We start from the raw sequence: 14,855 nt of genomic DNA, 5'->3' as shown, positions 1-14,855 counted from the left end.
TGGCCAGCAGTTCGACCAGCCACTCGGCCGCGTACCCGTCGCCGGTGTCGGGCGAGACCGCCCGCTGGCGGTCTCGCTGCCGCTCGCCGATCCCGCTGCTGGCGTTCACGTCGGTGCCGGCCGTCCGCGGCGAGCTCGCCCACGTGTGGGGCACCGAGACGTTCATCGTCTCGCACGCCCACCACACCGACGACATGGTCCGCCAGGTCGAGCAGGGCCTGCTGGAGACCGGGCAGGTCCAGAAGGGCGACCGCGTGGTGATCGTGGCCGGCTCGCCCCCCGGCACCGCCGGCTCGACCAACGCGCTGCGCGTCCATCGCATCGGCGACACCATCGCCGTCCGCGACTGACGGCCGTCCGGGGATGACCGGTTCCGGCCACCCGGCGCGTTGATCTGATCACCTGGCGTGTTCGCTGCGTGCGGCACGGCTGTCGCGCTGCGTGCATGGACGGGACGGGCGCGGGAATCGCAAGGTGGCCCTGTTCCGCATCAGGACGCGTGCCACCGTGGAGTTCCCGTGCCGAAGTCTCCCGTACTGCCCGTTGCCCTCGATCCCGATCTCGACCTCGATCACCTCGTCCGGGCCATCGCCGCCGACGCCGCCCCCGCGCTGGCCTCCTCCCTGCATTCCGCCGGATCCCGCTATGAGTGGGAGGAGATCGTCCCCGAACTGGTGCGCCGCCTCCTGGAGGTGACGGTCGCCGGTGAACCCTCCGTCCACGACCGCAGGCGGGTCGTGGACGTCGCCCGCCGGTGCGCCCGCGACTGGGTCCCGCTGCAGGAACTCGAACACTGCTGCCAGATCGTGCTCACGGTCCTGTTCCGCCACCTTTGGAACGTGGCAAGACCGCGTGCGGCGCAGGACCTGCTCGGCATCTCCGCGGGGGCGGCGCAGATCCTGCCGCGCGTCACCACCATGCTCCGCCGCGCCTACATCGACGAGATGAGCAGGACCGGCGGCCGTACCGTGGCCGACCTGGTCGTGACCACGCTGTGGAACGGCGGCGACGTTGCCAGCGTGGCGCGGGTGGCGGGCACCGGCATGCCCGGTTCGTGCGTGCTCGTCGCGCTCTCGCCGGTCGTGCCGCCGGATGAAACGGACGCCGAGCCCGTGCGGTTCGGGGCGGTGCCTCCGGGGGTGCTCGGCCAGCTTCCGGCGGGCGGGATGTGCGCCGCGTCCCCGGACCGGGAGTGGCTGATCGCGCTGCTGCCCGCGCCGCACGACGAGGACCCCGAGAGCCGTCCCGCGGTCCGCAACGCCGCCATCCGGCTGGTCGCGGCCTGTCACGCCGCCTACGGCCGCGGGTTCGTGGCCGGGCTGGCGGCGGTGACCCGCGACGACGCCAAGGCCGCGATCGAGGAGGCCATCGAGATCGGCGGACTGCTGACGAGTCTCGGGGAGCATGACCAGGTCGCGTTCCTGACCGACGCGGCCGTCGGCGTCGCCTTGGCGGGACGCGGCGACCTGCGTCACCGGCTGGAGTCGCGGCTCTCCGTGGTGCGTTCCCACGAGCAGTTGTGGGAGACGCTGCGCACGCTCTACCGCAGCGACCTCGATCGTGGGCGCACGGCCCGTTCACTGGGCATCCACCGCTCGACTCTCGACTACCGGCTGAGCCGGGTCGAGGCGCTCGCCGGTATCTCGCCGACGAGCGTCCAGGGCATCCTGCTCTATTCGGCCGGGCTCTATTCGGCCGAACTGGGCGACGACGACCCCGGTCTGTGAACGCGCCGCGACGGGGCGAGTGCGGATCAGTCAAGTGTCGAAACAACGCCTGACAATTCCGTCAATTTGCGAACGTTCCAGTCGTCTTGGGGTGGACATCCTCTACATACGCTCGGCGCTGCCACCCGGGTGACGGGCCGCCGATCGGTGGCCGCCCGGCGTGCGCCGACGAGTGGAGGACCTACCGTGTTCACCAGTCAGGAGGCACGACTCGCCGTCGAGGGAGGGTCTCCGGTCCGGACCGGACCGTGGCCCACCTACGACAAGGGCGACGTCTTCATCAGCACGGAGGACGAGGCGGCCGTGACCGAGGCCGTCCGTTCCCGCCTGTACTTCCGATACGACCACCGGCCCTATCCCGACACCTGTACCGGCCGGTTCGAACGCCGTCTCTCCCGTTACTTCGGAACCGCCCACGCGCTGGCGTGCAGCAGCGGTACGACGGCCATCGCGCTGGGCCTGCTGGCCTGCGGGCTGGAGCCGGGCTCCCCGGTCGCCTGTCCCGCGTTCACCTTCGCCGCCACGCCGAGCGCGATCCTGCTCGCCGGGCACCGGCCGGTGCTCGTGGAGTGCGACGCCGACCTGCACCTGGATCTCGACGACCTCAAGCGGGTGCTCAGCGAGGGCGCCAAGGCCGTCGTCGTTGTGCACATGCGCGGGTTCGCCAGCGACATGCCCGCGATCTGCGACCTGGCCGACGAGTGGGGAGTGCCCGTCATCGAGGACGCCGTGCCCGCGCTGGGCGCGCGCATCGGCGACCGTCACCTCGGCACGTTCGGCCGCTTCGGGGCCTTCAGCACGCAGTCCGACAAATCACTGAACACCGGCGAGGGCGGCTTCCTGCTCACCGACAACGAGGAGGCGCACGCCCGCGCCGTCGTCTACAGCGGCGCGTACGAGAACCGTATGAACCGCCACTTCGAGGGCGAACCGCCCGCCGTCGACGACCTCGCTTACCCGATCTTCTCGTTCCGGATGGACGAGATCCGGGCCGCGCTCGCCGACGCGCTTCTCGACAGGCTCCCGCGGCGGCTCGCGCTGCACCAGCGCAACTACGGACACGTCGCCGAACGCCTGGACGGCGTGGACGGCATCGCGCTGCGCCGGCCGGTGGCGTCCGGCGCCTATCTCGGTGAGGCCCTGGTCTTCCGCCTGGAGGGCGCGACGCCCGAGCAGTGCGCGTGGTTCGCGCGGGCGTTGTGCGCCGAGGGCGTGGACGCGCGGGCGCTCGGCGACCGCGGTGACAAGAACGTGCGCTCCTTCTGGAACTGGCGCTTCCTGCTCGGCCCGGACGCGGACGCCGCCCGTGCGGCGCTGCCGCAGACCACCAGATATGTGGGGGAGGCCATCGACATCCCGCTGTCGGCCAACCTCGGCCTGGACGACTGCGACGACCTCGTGACCGCCGTCCGCAAGGTGCTGTCCGCGCTCGCTTGAAGCCCGCGCGCTCGCCTGAAGCCAGCGCGGCTTGAAGCCCGCGCGCTCGCCTGAAGCCAGCGCCGCTTGAAGCCCGCGCCGCCTGAAGCCGCCTGAAGGAGACCGCATGCCCGTGCCGACCGTCGCCCAGACCGTCGCCCCGCCGATGACCGCGGACCCGGCCGCCCCCTCGCCCGGCCGTGAACTGGCCGCCGCCCTCGCCGCCGCGCGGCCGGACGCTCCCGTGGTCGAACTCGACCTGCCCCTCACCCTGACGACGACCTTCCCCTTCTTCACCGCCCGTCCCCGCTACACGGTCCGGCATCTGCTGGGCAGCCGCGACCTCGCCGGGGAGGACCAGGCCTGGCACGTCACCGAGCCGGTCCGGTCCGACACCCCGTCGCGGTCCGGCGTCTCGTACGCCTCCAGCCCCGAGTCGGCGTTCGAACCGCGGCTGGAGAACGCCGGGGTGACCGAGGTGCGCGTCGCCGTGGCGCTCCCCGAGGGGCTGACCGGGCATCCCGACCTCTTCGCCGCCCACGTCGACCGCCGCGTGGTCGTGCGGCTCTGCACCGCGGAGAACGAGGTGCTGCTGCACGGCAGCGCGGACGAGGCCGTTCCCGGGCTGCTCAACGTGCGTGGCCGCCGGACCGCACGGGGACGCGGGCGCCTCGCCGACGACGTGGCGTGGGCCGCCGCGCTGGTCGAGGAGACCGGCGGGTCCTGCGACGGCATCGTCGTGCACCCGGACGTCTACTGGCGGCTCACGCTGGACGGCCGCCTCGCCCACCTCAACGCCGTCGGCGTCCGGGTGTCCCGCACCCGCATGATCGATCGGCACCAGGCGTTGTTCGGCGACTTCCGCGCCGTCGCCACGCTGCTCGACCCGGCCCGGTCCCGGCTGGTGCTGCGGCGCGGCGACGGCAGACCCGACACCGTCGAGGCGTACTGCCAGGTCGGGCTGGCCGTCCACCTGCCCCAGCACCTGGTGCTCGCCGACCTGGGGGAGGCCCTCCGGTGAAGGTGCTCTACATCACCGGCTGGTGCCGGTCGGGCAGCACGCTGCTCGGCAACATCCTCGGCGAGCTGCCGCGCGTGGCCCACGTCGGGGAATTGTCCTACCTGTGGTCCAACGGCGTGCTCGGCACCGGCACCAACCCCACCTGCGGCTGCGGTGAGGACCTGCGCGCCTGCCGGATGTGGGGCAAGGTCCTCTCTCTCACGGCCGCCGACGAGACCGCGCTGCGCGAGGTCGCCGCCGACCGCCAGCGACGTCATCAGGCCCACCTGCGCACCCGGCATACGCGGCGCCGGCTCGCCGAGGCGCGGGGGCGGCCGGTCCAGGACGCCGACGTGCGGGAAACCCTCGCCGCGATGACCTCCTTGTACGAGACGGCCGCCGAAGTGCTCGGCGCCGACGTCCTGGTGGACAGCTCCAAGTTCCCCGCCGAGGCCGCCGCGCTGTTCGGGCTGGACGGGATCGACGCGTACGCGCTGCACCTCGTCCGCGACCCGCGTGCCACGGCGTACTCGTGGCGGCGCGCCAAGGCCTACATCCCGGCCATGGACGTCCGCCGCAGCACCGCCTACTGGACCGGCTTCAACATCGCGTCTGAATGGATCGGCGAGGCATTCCCCGGCCGGTACCGCAGGCTCCGCTACGAGGACTTCGCCGCCGAGCCCGCCCGCGTCCTCGCGGCGCTCGGCCGCTGGGCGGGCCTGCCCGGCACGCCTCCGGTGACCGCCGGCGGCGTGGCGACGCTCGGCGAGAACCACACCGTCACAGGCAACCCCGACCGTCTCCAGCGCGGCGAGGTCCGGATCCGGCCGGACGACAAGTGGATCCGGGGCCTGCCGCGCGGGGAGGCCCTCACCGGCACGGTGATCGCCGCGCCGCTGCTGGGGCGGTACCGCTACCCGCTGATCCCGGCCCCCACCGGAAGGTGACCATGGACCTCGGACTCACCGGAAAGATCGCCCTGGTGGCCGGCGGCGGCAGCGGGCTCGGCCGCGCCGTCGCCCACCGGCTCGCCGCCGAGGGCGCCGACGTGGCGATCTGCGGCCGCGACCCCGGCCGGCTCGCCGACGCCGCGCGCGAGGTCGGCGCGGCCGGGCCGGGCCGGGTGTGGAGCCGCGCCCTCGATCTGACCGACGACGGCGCACCGGAGGCCTGGATCGCCGAGACCGTCCAGGACGCGGGCGCATTGCACGTCGTCGTCACCAACGGCGCCGGGCCGCGCCCCGGCCCGGTCGACTCGTTCACGCCCGCCGACTACCGGACCGCGCTCGACACCGCGTTCATCCCGCACGTCGCGCTCGTGCTGGCCGCGCTGCCGCACCTGCGCGCCGCCGGGTGGGGGCGCATCCTGATGGTCACCTCGGAGACCGTGCGGCGGCCCATCCCGAAGTACGGCCTGTCGAACGCGACGCGGCCCGGCCTCGTCGGCTTCGCCAAGTCGCTGGTGCACGAACTCGGCCCCGGCGACATCACCGTGAACGTGCTGGCGCCCGGGTACCACCGCACGCCCGCGCTGGAACGGCAGTTCACCGACCCCGGCGCCGCCGTCGCCGAGATCGCCAAGGGGATTCCTCTCGGCCGCGTGGGCGACGCGGACGACTTCGCCGCCGTGGCCGCCTTCCTCGCCTCCGAGCACGCGCGCTTCGTCACCGGCACCGTGCAGCTGGTGGACGGCGGCGCCAACGAAGGCATCCCGTGACCGGAACCACCCCCCGCCCCTGGACGGGCGCCTTCGCCGGACTGTGCGCGGCCGTGCTGCTCACGTTCACCGCGTTCGGCGCCGCCGTCCCGGTCCTGCCGCGGCTCATCACCACCGAACTCGGCGGATCCGCCCTCGCCGTCGGCGCCGCGTTCGGGATCTCGGCCGTCGCCGCGCTGCTCAGCCGCCCCTACGTCGGACGGCTGGCCCAGCGCGGCGACGTCCGCCTCGTCATCGCCGCCGGGTCGGCGACCGCGGCCCTAGTCGGGGCGGGCTACGCGGCGGTGGAGGGCGCCGTGGGCATCGCCGCCCTGCTCGTGTTGCGCGTGGTCATGGGCGTCGCGGAGGCCGCCACGTTCACCGCGGGCTCGCTCTGGGTGATCGCGCTCGCCCCCGGGGACCGGCGTGGCCAGCTCGTCGGCTGGTACGGGCTGTCGATGTGGGGCGGCTGGACCCTGGGCCCGATCATCGGTGAGCTGCTGCGGCGCGAGAGCGGCTACGGCGCCGTCTGGCTCGTCCACATCGTGCTGCCGGTCGCCGCCTCGCTCCTCGCCGTCCGCCTGCCCGCACCCGACCTGGGTGGAGCGGGCGTGTCCCGCGTCCTGGTGCCGCGGCCGGTGCTGCTGCCCGGCACCGCCCTGGCCCTCGCCGCGGTCGGCTACTCCGCGCTCGCCGGCTTCGTCGTCCTGCACATGGCGGAACGCGACTCGGGCGGCGGTCCCGTCGCACTCACCCTCTTCGGCGTCGCCTACATCGGCGTCCGGCTGCTCTGCGGGCGCCTCCCCGACCGCGTCGGCGCCGCCCGCATCGCGGTGGCCGCGGGCCTGGCCGAGGCGCTCGGCCTCGCGCTGATCGCCGTCGCCGGATCGGCCTGGACCGCCGGGCTCGGCGCGCTGGTCATGGGCGCCGGATTCACCCTCCTCTACCCGTCCCTCGCCCTCCTGGTCATCAACCGTTCCGCGGCCGCCGAACGCGGCGCGGCGCTCGGCGCGTTCACCTCGTTCTGGGATCTCGGGCTGGGCGCCGCCGGGCTGATCACCGGCGCCATCGCCACTGGCCTCGGCTACCCCGCCGTCTTCGTCACCGCCGCGATCACCGCCCTCGCCGCCGCCCTCGCCGGCCACCTCGCCGACCGTCCCGCCGCCCGCCCGCACACCGGACCCGTGCAGGCCCCGCGCCACTGACCCCGGGAGGGCGGCCCGGCCGTCCGCACGACCGGCCCCTCCCACCAGGGACGACGGAACGGGGAGGGGACCATGCGCGGAGAACAAGCAGCTCAAAGCCCAGATCGAGGAGCTGGAGCTGGAACGCGACATCCTGCGGCCTGCTGGAGTGGCTCTCACAGCGCAGGGTCGCAGACGAGGTGGTCAACAACACGCGGTCGTTGCCCACCACGGGGGACGGCTCGGCGCTGCGCAGGATCTGGCCGCTCAAGGGCGACTTCATTGCTGACCTGCTGTCGTACGGCCTGTCCTCGAGGCACTATGTAGAGACGTACGGCAACAAGATCGACGAACTCGCCGGCAAGCTCATCAGCGGCACGAACTTCACCGAGGCGGCTCACGAGCTCTGCTACACGACCGTGCACGGGATCGTCCAGGACCTGGACCCGGCATTGGTGATGCTGGCGCACGAGGGCACCAAGCGCGGACCCCGACGAGCCCACCCGCATCGCTGCGATGGATGGCGGTAACTTCGCCCTCGACGGCTCCCTGACGCCACTTGCCGAGTGGTTGTCGCTCAAGCCCCGGTACTTGCGCGGAAGGGGAGACGGAGGGAGGAGGTCAGGAGGGTGAGGCAAAGGACGGCCATGGCCCACCAGACGGTTTGGTAGGCGTTCAGGGAGTCGCGTGGGGCTCCGGCTAGGAAGGCGGCTAGGGCGGAGAGGCCGAGTACCGCGCCGCAGGCTCGTGAGGTGACTGAGAGGGCCGTCCCGGTGGCCAGGCGCGAGGGTGGTACGTCCGCTAGCGCGGCACCACTCAACGCGGTGGTGAGTACGGCGATGCCTGCTCCGGCGACAAGCAATGCGGGCAGGAGGACTTGAGGGTAGGCAGGGGCTTGGTCTGCGGTGAGGGCGGGGAGGATGACGCTCGCGCCGAGGAGGGCCGCGCCGCCGAGGGCCATCGCGCGGTAGCCGACTCGATGCATCAGGCGGCCTGCCAGCGGGGCCACCAGTACCTGGACGGCGGGCGCGGGGGTGATGGCGAGACCGGCGCGTGCTTCGCTGTAGCCCCACACGCCGGTCAGGAAGAGCACGGCGGCCAGGGGGAATGCGAAGATCACCAGGCCCAGCACGAACATCGCCGCGTTGGGTCGCCGGGTCACGCGCAGGACGTCGAGGTCGACCAGCGGGGCTGGATGCCGGGTCGAGCGGCGGAAGAAGAGGTGGCCCGCGGCCAGTCCGGCGGCCATGGCCAGCGCGGTGCGGATGTCCGTGAGGCCCCAGGCTTGGCCTTGCGCGATCGCCAGGGATGGGAGGCCGATCGCGGCTGCCAGGAGCCCCAGGCCGGGGAGGTCGGGGAGCGTCGGATCGTTGTTCTGGGGGTCGGGTGGGAGCGTGGCGAGGCTGAGCGCGATAGCCGCCGCGCCGACGGGCAGGTGCAGCCAGAAGATGGTGCGCCAGTCCCAGGTCGTGACGAGGATGCCGCTGAGGGTGGGACCCGCGGCGATGGCGACGGACTGGGTCGCGCTCCAGAGGCCGATGCCGGTGCCGCGACGTTCCTCGGTGAACCAGGGCAGGATCAAGGCGAGCGCCAGCGGGGTGATCACTCCTCCGCCCGCGCCCTGCACGAGGCGCGCGGCGATCAGCACTCCGGGAGAGGGGGCGATCGCGCAGCCGACCGACGCGGCCACGAAGACGGTGAGCCCGGCCAGGTACACGCGGCGGCGGCCGAAGCGGTCGGCCAGGCCGCCCGCTGGGAGGAGCGCGGCGGTGAAGGCGATCGTGTAGCCGGTGAAGACCCAGGAGAGCCCGGCGAGGTCCGTGCCGGGGAAATCCCTCAGCATCTGCGGGAACGCCACGTTCACCAGATGGACGTCGATCGCCCCGAGGAACGCCCCAGCGCAGACCGCCGCGATCGACGGCGATCGCCGCGAGCTCATCCGCCGCCGTACCGCTGCCGCAGTTCCACCTTGCGGATCTTGCCGGTGACGGTCTTCGGCATGCGTTCGACGATCTCCAGGCGCCGGGGCCAGAACCAGTCGTTCACACCGGAGGCCCGCATGTGCTCGTGCAGCTCGTCGAGCGTGAGCGGCTCGCCGGTCGCAAGCACCACGGCGCACACCTCTTCGAGCACTTCGGGGTGAGGGATGCCGACGACCGCGACCTCACGTATCTTCGGATGCCGCCCTAGGACGGCCTCCACCTCGGTGACGGGCACGTTGAGGCTCTTGTACATGATGATGTCCTTGGCGCGGCCCGCGATGCGGATACCGCCGCGGCCGTCGTCGCGGGCGAGGTCCCCGGTGTCGAACCAGCCGTCGCCGTCCAGCTCCGCCTCGTACAGTTCGTCCCGCCGGAAGTAGCCCAGGCATTGGGCGGGTCCGCGCACCCAGAGCCGACCCGCGCCGTCGTCGCGGCCCTTCAGGGGATCTATCCGCAGTTCCATGCCTTCGATCGGCCGCCCGTCGCTGTGCGCGCCCCAGTCGGGCGGGTCGTCGGGCCGGGTGACCGTGACCGGGCCGTTCTCCGTCATGCCCCACAACGAGTAGGTCGGCAGGCCGAAGACGTCCTGGACCTCGTCCACGATGCGCGGGGGGACCTGGGCCGAACCGGTCACCACCCAGCGCAGGCTCCGCAGGTCGCGGGGACGTTCGCGCTGGCCGTCCAGCACGTCCGTCAGGAAGGGCGCGGCGCCGTAGAAGAGCGTGAGGCCGTGCTCCTGGGCGAGGTCGAGAGCGACCCCTCCGTCCCACCTCTCCTGGAAGACCGCGGTGCCCCCGAGCAGTAGCGGGACCATCAGGCCCATCGCGAACCCGGACATGTGCGTGTTGACGTGGGCGACCTCCATGACCAGCCCGGAGTCGAGGCCCATCGCGTCGGCGAATCCGCGTGCGGAGGCGTACAGGGTGTTCTGGCTGTGCAGCACTCCCTTCGGCTCGCCAGTCGTTCCCGAGGTGAAGAGGATGAGGTACGGGTCGTCCGGCGCGAGTTCGACCTCGGACGTGGGGGTCGTGTCGCTGCGCCCTTCGAGGAAGTCCTCGAACGAGGCGGTCTCGGCCGGGCGAGGCTCTCCGGCGACGAGAACGTGCTCCAGATGCGGCAGGTCCAGCCCGGTCACGATCTCGGCCAGCCTGTCACCGTCCCACTCCGCCATGGTGACGCAGACCTTTGCCTCGGTCAGCGCGAGGATGTGCGACAGCTCGTACTGCCGGTAGATCGGCATGAGCGGGCAGAACCTCGCTCCCACCCGGGCGCAGGCCAGAGCGAGCGGGACGAACTCATACCAGTCGGGGAGCTGGACGGCGATGACGTCACCGGGTTCGACCCCGATGTCGAGCAGCCTCGCGGCGTAGCGGTCGGTGTCGGCGAGCAGGTCGGCATAGCTGACAAGGCCGAGGGTGCCGTCGGCCCGATGGCCGATGAGTGCCGTCGCTGCGGGTCGTTCGCGGGCATGCCGGCGCAGGTCGTCGAGGAAGGTCTCCTCCCGCCACCAGCCGTGCCGCCGGTACTCGTGGGACCAGTCGGCCATAAGGCTTCCCTCCAGCCAGGCGCTTTGTGAGCGATGGGGCTGTTTCTCACCTATGATCCACGACACTAACGCGCCGTCCGAATGCTTGCTGGTGGCTCAGGCGCGCAGCGGACAGTGCTCGTGCCGCACAACCGCCAGTAGGGCGGGGCCTGGACGAAGTGTTACGGGCAAAGTGGCTGGTCAAGCCAGCCACGCGTCGGTACCGATGTCAGTCGATGAGGCGGAAGTTCCCGTTGGTGATGCGCCGGATGGCGGCGAGGTGGTCGTCGGGGTCGTGGTCACGCATCGCCACCTCACCATCGCCGCCACCGTGCCGACCTGACTCTCGCCGGTGGCGACAGCCTCACCATCACGACAGGCCAGATGATGACCTCACCCGTCCGGTGGCCGCGCCCGGCCTAATTGCCCTCCTCCACGGTCCCTGGCCGTGCGGCCCCAACCGTCATCCGCAGCCGACTCATCGCCCTGTGCACCGCAGCCAGCTGTTCACCGCCCAGCCGGTGGAGGAGACGATCAGCCTCCTCCACGCAGCCGGCTAGGGCTCCTTGGCTCGTAAGCCAGCGGCAACGCGGGCGCTGACGGCTGTAGCGGATGCTCGATCACCATCGTCAGGGAGGCCCTTGTCACAGGTCATGCCTGAAGTTGGCGTCGTTCTTCGGTGTGCCACTCGGCTACTTCGGGTTCGTGGACGAATCAGAGCCCATCGGCGAAGAGTTGACACTCAAGGCCCTGAGGGCCGAGCTCGGCGCAGGCGAGATCCGCAGCGATGTCCTCCGCGCCCTCGTCGACCTCTCGCCGCAGACGAGATTGATCGTCGACGAGATGATCCTGGCAGCAGGCCAAGCCGATCGCCGTGGTCACGATGGCGGGACGCAGAACCGATCGACCTGAGCATCGGCGTGCAGGCGAGCAGGGAGGGGGCGGACGCATCGCTCGCCAGCGAGATCACAATTCGCACGCAGATCCCATGGGGCAGGGTGGTCGTCCGGCCCACGCGACATCGACGGCGATCCGCAACAGACCAGACTGGTCGGCGCCGTTGGGCCGCTGGCTGGCGCAGCCAGAGGACTCCTCGGTGTCGTCGAGAAAGCCGTATCGCTGTGCCATGTCAGCCACGGCTTGGCGAGTCAACCTTGTTCGATCTTCCCGAGCAAGGCCGGGCGCTGAAATGACCGTGACGAGCAGTTCGTGGATGAGCAATCACCGTCGTAGTTGAGCATTTCGTGAGCAGCGGCGGCCGTCACACGGAGTGACCGACATTTGTCGCATTAGGTCTCCGATCTGTCGTCCGCTTCTGCCGATGAGGGGGCAGTGGGGCTGCTCGAGCGCCTCCTCAAGGGTGCCCGCCTCGGCCAGAACGCTCGCCTCATAGGAACATCAACGCCATCATGGAGTCATTTCGGGGGACGATGCAACTCGAATCTCCCCGACATCAGGCCGAACTGGCCACCGCCGTGTTTGAGTGAACCGAGCGCTGGCATAACCCATTCAGAAGACATTCCAGCATTAAGGCTTACCCAAAACCCCTCGCCGGACAGCTGGCCGACTAGCATTCCCGCAGGTCAGTATGCCGTTGTGGACATATGGGCCACATATGGGCCAGGGGTTTCGGGTAAGCCTTATTGAAATGCTCAGTCAGGGTTTAACGCAGATTCCCTTGCCGTTCTTCTTGAAGGCCTTGGCGATGCTGGCCGCCTTATGGGTCGCTGACGGAGGGCTGTACCTCGGGGGGAACTTGATGACCACGAGGCCCACGGCCCGGTAGGCGCGCTTGCTCTTCACACAGGCGAGGTCGCCGCCGGTCCGGGCCTTGCCGAGACCTCTGCGCGTACTCGCCTTGCCCGCTCGGCGGCCATCGGTCATCCGTGAACTGACCGTGACGAGCGTCGCTCCGGCACCCGGGCCGGTGCAGGTGACCGACAGGTGTGCGTTGATCTTCCGCTTCTTCGAGCTCGCCCCGGGATGTGGAGCGTCATAGGGCCTGCTGCCCTTGAATGAGCCCCTGCAGACGATTCTCGCGGCAAGGCCGCTCTGGAGGCCGGCCGCGGTTGACTGGGCCGTGATGGTGAAGGTCTGCTCGTCATCGGTGCTGGTGGGGATCGCGGCGTCCTGAAGCAGTTCCGCTCCGAGGCCTCCAGCGACGGGCGTGGCCGGAGAGCCGGTGCCGGCATGGACGGATGATGGAGAGAACGAGACTGTGCTAATCGCGAGGGCCGTGGAAAAGCAGGTCATCCTCAAAAGCGTCTTCAACTTGCCTCCTGCTGCGTCCGGGTGGGCATGGGGGAAATGTCAGAAATGAGACCGAGTGCCACGACGGCAGGACATACTGTATCGACTACGAGGCCCATCGATCGAGACGATTTTCGACAATCCCGTTCTATAGGGCTTTGTTGCACGTCAGGCCGCAACACGCCGTCTGTGCCCCGCCCTCACCGTCTCACAATCCGAGAACGCGGTCGGCCCTGGGGCAATATAGGTTTGTCCCATATAGGTTTGTCCCATGCTCGAACGCATCGCCCCGGATCAGCTCGCCTGGTTCGCCGCCTGGGTCGCTGCCTCGGCCGAACAGGCTGACGGCCCTCCGCTGCCGGCGGCCTACGACCATACGATCGCGGTGCTTCACCCCGGTGCCGAACCGGCTACCAGCGGCTTGACCGCGCCCTTCCATGGACCGTCCTCAAGTGAAGGACACCCGTCGGACAGGCAGAAGAGTGTCCTCGACCAGATCCTCCTCACAACCACCAGCCCCGGAGCCCCGGCCTGCCTGGCGTCCTATGACGCTGACCCCGGCCCTGGCCCGGAACTGCTCATCATTTCCACCGGTCCCGGTCCGGCGTCACCGCCAGACAACGCCGTGTCCGCCGACAGCCCCGGCGACCCGCCGCTCGGCGACATCGCCGAGCGGGTAAGTGGGCACATCACCTACCTCCTCGTCGCCGGGCCCCTCCAGGACCTGGTGTACACCGCATGGGAGGCCCGCTGGGACTACGAACAGCCCGTGACGATGCTCTGGCCCGCCGACCGCACCTGGTGCCTGTCAAGCGACCCCGACCTCTCGTACACCTTGCTCGGCTGCGACCACACGCTCGCCGCCCGCCTCCTCGCCGAGCCCGTCCTACGCGCACGACAGATGTGATCCATAGATCGCCGGGGTGGATCATCCTGAGTCGCCCCAAGCGTTCCGTACAGCGGGAGTCGGCTCTCATGCCGCCGACCACACTGCTGGGGTGGAGTGGTGTCGTCTCTCGGTGACGACACGTTCGCACGCCGCTCGCTTGCCGTCTTCGGTCAGCGGGTTTGGGTGAGGGCGTCGATCGCGCTGACGTCTTCGGCGGTGAGGGTGAAGTGTTCCAGGTCGAAGTTGGCGGCGATGCGTTCCCGGTGCGATGACCTGGGGAGGATGACGATGTCGTGTTCTAGATGCCAGCGCAGGACGACTTGGGCGGGCGTGACTGCGTGCCGCTCGGCGATCTGGGTGAGGACTGGGTGGCGCAGGTCGGTGTTCTTCAGGCCGCTGTAGCCCTCGACGACCACTCCCCGACGACGGTGCTCGTCCAGCAAGGCAGGGTCGTGCTGTCCCGGGCTCCACGGAATCTGGTTGACCGCCGGCTGCTGTCCGGTGGCCTTGGTCAGCAGGTCGATCTGGGCCGGGCTGTAGTTGCTGACCCCGACTGTGCGGACCAGTCCTGCGTCCTTGGCGGCCAACAGCTCCTGCCAGGTCGAGACGAGTCCGTCCTGGCCGGTCGGCCAGTGGATCAGCCAAAGATCCACATAGTCGGTGTCGAGTAGGCGAAGACTGGACTCCAGGGTGCGACGGGCACGCCGCGCGTCCTGTGGGCGCAGTTTGGTGGTGATGAAAACCTGTGCCCGGTCCACGCCGCTGTCCCTCACGGCCCTGCCGACCTCTGACTCGTTCTGATACAGCGTTGCGGTATCGACATGCCGGTAACCGACCTCCAGCGCCACGCGCACCGACTCGTACGCAGTGTCGCGCCGCAACTGCCAGGTACCAAAACCGATCAACGGTAGCGCGATACCACCAGGAAGCTTCACCGTCCAAGTCATACATGGCATTCTCCCCCCACCCCCGCACCTTGATCGACGACGCGCGCGGGGTGGTTCGGCAGCAAGCCCCGTGGTAACGATGGCGGGCATGAGTGAGACGCCCGTCCCTTACGCCGGCTACTACGACGGTCCCATGCGGGTTCTGCAGCTCCACACGCGCCGCGGGGTGGTTGCCAAGGCCGGCGTCACCGTCGGTATCGACGGTGCCCTCTACCACCAGCGTTGGGGGAGGGCGGTCT

Annotated in this window: 13 protein-coding genes and 1 pseudogene; 10 read left to right on the top strand and 4 right to left on the bottom strand. The window is 70.4% G+C overall.

The window, feature by feature from the left end:
- Positions 1-44: 44 nt before the first annotated feature.
- The 8 genes and pseudogenes from ACH34W_RS49665 to ACH34W_RS49630 all read left to right on the top strand — a co-directional run.
- Positions 45-350, top strand: a pseudogene (locus ACH34W_RS49665) (pyruvate kinase alpha/beta domain-containing protein); the annotation flags it as partial.
- A gap of 168 nt (positions 351-518) precedes the next feature.
- Entirely contained in the window at positions 519-1,727 is a 1,209-nt protein-coding gene (locus ACH34W_RS49660) for a PucR family transcriptional regulator (RefSeq protein ID WP_395968275.1), read from the top strand.
- 186 nt (positions 1,728-1,913) lie between these two features.
- Positions 1,914-3,164 carry a DegT/DnrJ/EryC1/StrS family aminotransferase gene (locus ACH34W_RS49655; protein ID WP_395968274.1) on the top strand — a complete coding sequence of 417 codons (1,251 nt, stop codon included), beginning with the start codon at positions 1,914-1,916 and terminating at the stop codon, positions 3,162-3,164.
- 106 nt (positions 3,165-3,270) lie between these two features.
- Positions 3,271-4,164: a family 3 encapsulin nanocompartment shell protein gene (locus ACH34W_RS49650; protein ID WP_395968273.1), complete on the top strand. Its 894-nt coding sequence runs from the start codon at positions 3,271-3,273 to the stop codon at positions 4,162-4,164.
- Positions 4,161-5,090 carry a sulfotransferase gene (locus ACH34W_RS49645; protein ID WP_395968272.1) on the top strand — a complete coding sequence of 310 codons (930 nt, stop codon included), beginning with the start codon at positions 4,161-4,163 and terminating at the stop codon, positions 5,088-5,090. The genes ACH34W_RS49650 and ACH34W_RS49645 overlap by 4 nt, the downstream gene beginning before the upstream one ends.
- A 2-nt stretch (positions 5,091-5,092) precedes the next feature.
- Entirely contained in the window at positions 5,093-5,860 is a 768-nt protein-coding gene (locus ACH34W_RS49640) for an SDR family NAD(P)-dependent oxidoreductase (protein WP_395968271.1), read from the top strand.
- Positions 5,857-7,044, top strand: coding sequence for an MFS transporter (locus tag ACH34W_RS49635; protein ID WP_395968270.1), 1,188 nt, complete (start codon positions 5,857-5,859; stop codon positions 7,042-7,044). Before ACH34W_RS49640 ends, ACH34W_RS49635 begins: the two co-directional genes overlap by 4 nt.
- Positions 7,045-7,223: 179 nt before the next feature.
- Positions 7,224-7,553: a hypothetical protein gene (locus ACH34W_RS49630; protein WP_395968269.1), complete on the top strand. Its 330-nt coding sequence runs from the start codon at positions 7,224-7,226 to the stop codon at positions 7,551-7,553.
- A 47-nt stretch (positions 7,554-7,600) separates the two neighbouring features.
- On the opposite strand, the gene ACH34W_RS49625 is transcribed toward ACH34W_RS49630, so the two are convergent.
- Positions 7,601-8,962, bottom strand: coding sequence for an MFS transporter (locus ACH34W_RS49625; protein ID WP_395968268.1), 1,362 nt, complete (start codon positions 8,960-8,962; stop codon positions 7,601-7,603).
- Positions 8,959-10,551, bottom strand: coding sequence for an AMP-binding protein (locus tag ACH34W_RS49620; RefSeq protein WP_395968267.1), 1,593 nt, complete (start codon positions 10,549-10,551; stop codon positions 8,959-8,961). The genes ACH34W_RS49625 and ACH34W_RS49620 overlap by 4 nt, the downstream gene beginning before the upstream one ends.
- A gap of 684 nt (positions 10,552-11,235) precedes the next feature.
- On the opposite strand from ACH34W_RS49620, the gene ACH34W_RS49615 reads away from it, so the two are divergent.
- Positions 11,236-11,442 (top strand): hypothetical protein, encoded by a 207-nt coding sequence (locus ACH34W_RS49615; RefSeq protein ID WP_395968266.1) that lies wholly within the window; start codon positions 11,236-11,238, stop codon positions 11,440-11,442.
- Between the two features lie 744 nt (positions 11,443-12,186).
- Here ACH34W_RS49615 and ACH34W_RS49610 read toward each other — a convergent pair.
- Positions 12,187-12,783 carry a hypothetical protein gene (locus ACH34W_RS49610; RefSeq protein WP_395968265.1) on the bottom strand — a complete coding sequence of 199 codons (597 nt, stop codon included), beginning with the start codon at positions 12,781-12,783 and terminating at the stop codon, positions 12,187-12,189.
- A gap of 268 nt (positions 12,784-13,051) precedes the next feature.
- Here ACH34W_RS49610 and ACH34W_RS49605 point away from each other — a divergent pair, with 268 nt between their 5' ends.
- Positions 13,052-13,687, top strand: coding sequence for a hypothetical protein (locus tag ACH34W_RS49605; RefSeq protein WP_395968264.1), 636 nt, complete (start codon positions 13,052-13,054; stop codon positions 13,685-13,687).
- 152 nt (positions 13,688-13,839) lie between these two features.
- Here ACH34W_RS49605 and ACH34W_RS49600 read toward each other — a convergent pair whose 3' ends face one another.
- Positions 13,840-14,574: an aldo/keto reductase gene (locus ACH34W_RS49600; RefSeq protein WP_395968263.1), complete on the bottom strand. Its 735-nt coding sequence runs from the start codon at positions 14,572-14,574 to the stop codon at positions 13,840-13,842.
- Between the last annotated feature and the right edge of the window lie 281 nt (positions 14,575-14,855).

Origin of the sequence: Actinomadura sp. 6N118 (genome assembly GCF_044326415.1) — a bacterium.
Taxonomy (GTDB): Bacteria; Actinomycetota; Actinomycetes; order Streptosporangiales; family Streptosporangiaceae; genus Spirillospora.
The sequence above is the reverse complement of the archived record's forward strand: the minus strand, read 5'-3'. Positions and strand labels throughout refer to the sequence as shown.